Annotated in this window: 3 protein-coding genes; all 3 read left to right on the forward strand. The window is 67.5% G+C overall.

The genetic code is table 11. From position 1 onward, the window contains the following. Positions 1-275 (forward strand): Beta-galactosidase C-terminal domain (locus DBR10_RS19300; RefSeq protein ID WP_199225323.1); only part of this gene is annotated, 275 nt, incomplete at its 5' end. After that, positions 272-1,615 (forward strand): alpha/beta hydrolase family protein, encoded by a 1,344-nt coding sequence (locus tag DBR10_RS09480; protein ID WP_108556291.1) that lies wholly within the window; start codon positions 272-274, stop codon positions 1,613-1,615. The genes DBR10_RS19300 and DBR10_RS09480, both read left to right, overlap by 4 nt. Before the next feature lie 56 nt (positions 1,616-1,671). Continuing rightward, positions 1,672-3,111: an SLC5 family protein gene (locus tag DBR10_RS09485; RefSeq protein WP_108504300.1), complete on the forward strand. Its 1,440-nt coding sequence runs from the start codon at positions 1,672-1,674 to the stop codon at positions 3,109-3,111. The last annotated feature ends 140 nt before the right edge of the window (positions 3,112-3,251 follow it).

The following is a 3,251-nucleotide window of genomic DNA, read 5'->3' on the forward strand; positions in this document are numbered from 1 at the left end:
CGGCCATCGTCCGCGCGGGCAAGGCGATCTATGTGGGCAGCGTCAGCGACCGGCGCTTCCTGACCGACTTCCTCGAGAGCCTGTGCCTCGAGGCCGGCGTCGCAACCCAGCGCCTGCCCCGCGACGTGCGCCTGCGCCGGCGCGGCGACCTGACCTTTGCCTTCAACTACGGGGACCAGCCGATCGCGGCCCCTGCTCCGCCGAACGCCCGCTTCGTTCTCGGAGCCCAAACCATCGCCCCGCGCGATGTGGCGGTCTGGAAGGCTCCGGCATGAACCGTCTGTGCAGTCTCGCCCTCGGCCTGCTCCTGATCGCGCCCGGCGCGGCCCAGGCGCGCCAGGCGCTCGCCGACGGCCCCCAGCTGTCCCGCCCCGGGGACTATCCCGTCGGCGTTCAGACCCTGACCCTCACCCATAGAGACCAGCCCGACCTTCTGGCCAGCGACCTGGCCCGGGGCGTCATCGCCCGGTCCGATCGGGTCCTGCCCGTCACGGTCTGGTACCCGGCGGTCAAGCCTGCGGCCGGCGCGCCCCCGGTGCGCTACACCCAGCCCGGCGCCACGCCCACCGCGCCCGCTGTGTTCTACAGGACCGGCACGGCCCAGGCCGACGCCAGACCGGTGCGCGGCCAGCACTTCCCGCTCGTGATCCTGTCCCACGGCTATCGCAACTGGGCGACCAGCTTCAGCGACCTGGCCGAGAATCTCGCGTCCAAGGGCTATGTGGTCGTCTCCATCGAGCACCGCGATCTCGAGCCCTCGACACTGCCGATGCCCCAGCTGTCGTTCGCCTCCGTCCTGATCACCCGGGTCGCCGACCAGCGCTTCGTCATCGCCGAACTGGCCCGGCAGGCGGATACGGGGCCGCTCAAGGACGTCTACGACCCAAATCAGGTCGCGCTGATCGGCTACTCGATGGGCGGCTTCGGCGCTGTGACGACCATGGGCGCAGGACTGGACGCCGAGGGCGCGCTTTACAAGCTGGTGCCCTTCGACCTGCTCAAGCCCTTCACGACCCAGGATCCGGGCTTCGCCTCGGGTGTGCCCAAGGGCGTCAAGGCCATGGTAGCCTTCGCGCCGTGGGGCGGATCGCAGCCGCTGCGCGCCTGGAGTGCTGCGGGCCTCGCCGGGGTGACCACGCCCTCCCTGCTGATCGTCGGCGACCAGGACGATGTCAGTGGCTACGACCAGGGCGTCGCCTGGCTGTATGCCGGCCTGACCGGCGCGGATCGCCACCTGCTGGTTTACGAGAACGCCCGGCACAATGTCGCGCTGGACGGTGCAACCGAGGCCGAGGCGGGCAGGTTCCAGGCCCTCGAACGTCACGAAGAGCCGGTCTGGCGGCGTGACCGCATTCTGGCGATCAACCGCCACTTCATCACCGCCTTCCTCGATGCCCGGCTCAAGAACGACAAGGCCCACGGGGCTTTTCTCAGCGTGCCGACCGAGCGTGCCTCTGACGGGGCCTGGCCCCTGGCACCGGGGGCCTCGGCGGCCGATCGCTTCGCCGGTCCCGACGACGGGGCCACGGCAGGCTACTGGCCCGGCTTCCAGCGTCGATGGGCGCTGGGCCTGCGCCTTCGCCATGACCCGCCGGCCACACCCAAACCTCAATAGGCCGTCGGTGATCCCGATGACCGGCCGATAACAAAAACAACGGAAACGCCCAAGCCATGCACCTGCAGACGACGCAAGCCTGGATCGCAGCGGGGCTCACCGCCCTGATCGGCCTGATCACCTATCTGAAATGCCGGGGCCAGGGCCGCGGTGCCGAGGGCGGCAACCGCGAGTTCTTCCTGGCGGGCGGTGGCCTGTCCTGGATCTTCGTCGCCGGCTCGATCACGATCACCAATCTCAGCACTGACCAGCTGGTCGGGATGAACGGCAACCAGATGGCCCTGCTGGCCTGGTGGGAGCTGTCGGGGGTCGTGGGCCTCAGTATTCTGGCCTGGGTGTTCCTGCCCATCTACTACCGCAACAACTGCACGACGGTGACCGAGCTTCTGGAGAAGAAGTACGGTCACGTCGGCATCCGCTCGACCATCGCCACCATCTTTCTGGTCGGCAATGTCGTCATCTACCAGCCGATCATGCTCTACACCGGCGCGCTGATGATGAAGTCGATGTTCGGGCTGGAGATCCCGATCATCGTGCTGGCCGCCGCCTTCGCCGTCGCCGGCTCGCTCTATGCCATTTTCGGCGGACTGCGCGCCGTGGCCGTGACCGATACCTACAGCGGCATCCTCCTGCTCGCCATGTGCATGCTGGTGGTGTTCCTGTCGCTGAAGGCGATCGGCTTCGACTTCAGCGGCATCCCGCCCGAGCGCCTGACCATGATCGGCGGCAACGACTCCCCGATCCCGTGGCACACCCTGCTGACCGGGATGATCTTCATCCAGATGTTCTACTGGTCGACCAACCAGACGATCACCCAGCGCGCCATGGCTGCGCCGAACCTGAAGGAAGCCCAGAAGGGCGTGTTCGCCGCGACCGTCATTCGCCTGCTGATCGTGCCGCCGATGGTCGTGATCCCCGGCATCGTCTCCTACAAGCTGTTCGGACATCTCGGGGACGCGGCCTACGGCAAGATCGTCTGGCACGTCCTGCCCACCTGGATGTCGGGCATCTTCGCTGCGGCCATCGCCTCGGCCGTGCTGGCCCACTTCGCCAGCGTGCTGAACTCTTCGGCGGCGCTCTATGTCTGCGACATCCACGAAAAGTACATCCAGCCCAAGCCGAACGTGCCGCGCCTGAGCATGCTGGTCAGCATCGGTTTCGTGGTGCTCTCGCTGCTGCTGGTGCCCGTCTATGACGGGGCCGACAGCATCATCAACCTGGTGCAGAAGCTGAACGGCCTGACCAGCATGCCGGTGCTGTCGGTGTTCATCGTCGGCCTGCTGTTCCGCAATGTCGACGCCCGCGCGGCGATCGCCGGCCTGGTCTTCGGTGTGGCGCTCTATGCGATCTTCAGCTTCGGCTGGGCACCGCTGCACTACATCCACATGATGTTCATCACCCTCTGGACCACGGTCGCCTTCTCGCTGACGCTCAACCGCTGGGGTTTCGGCAAGAAGGCCGAGTTCATCTTCGCCCGGAAACCTGCCGCCGCCTGACGCGCGTTCGGCCAGACCCGCCCGGCACGCCGCCCCGATGCCCCCGGACCTCCCCTGCAGGATCCCGGAGTCGTCGGAGGCGGCGTAAAGCCTTCAAGGCACGGCGATTCCGGCAGCTGCGGTCTGCCCGTCGCCTGGAG

Source organism: Caulobacter sp. HMWF025, assembly GCF_003060965.1.
Classification (GTDB): Bacteria; Pseudomonadota; Alphaproteobacteria; order Caulobacterales; family Caulobacteraceae; genus Caulobacter.

What these genes read in the sequence shown, in the direction of transcription:
- DBR10_RS09480 (WP_108556291.1), top strand. Translation starts at nt 272, where the DNA reads ATGAACCGTCTGTGCAGTCTCGCCCTCGGCCTGCTCCTGATCGCGCCC.
- DBR10_RS09485 (WP_108504300.1), top strand. Translation starts at nt 1,672, where the DNA reads ATGCACCTGCAGACGACGCAAGCCTGGATCGCAGCGGGGCTCACCGCC.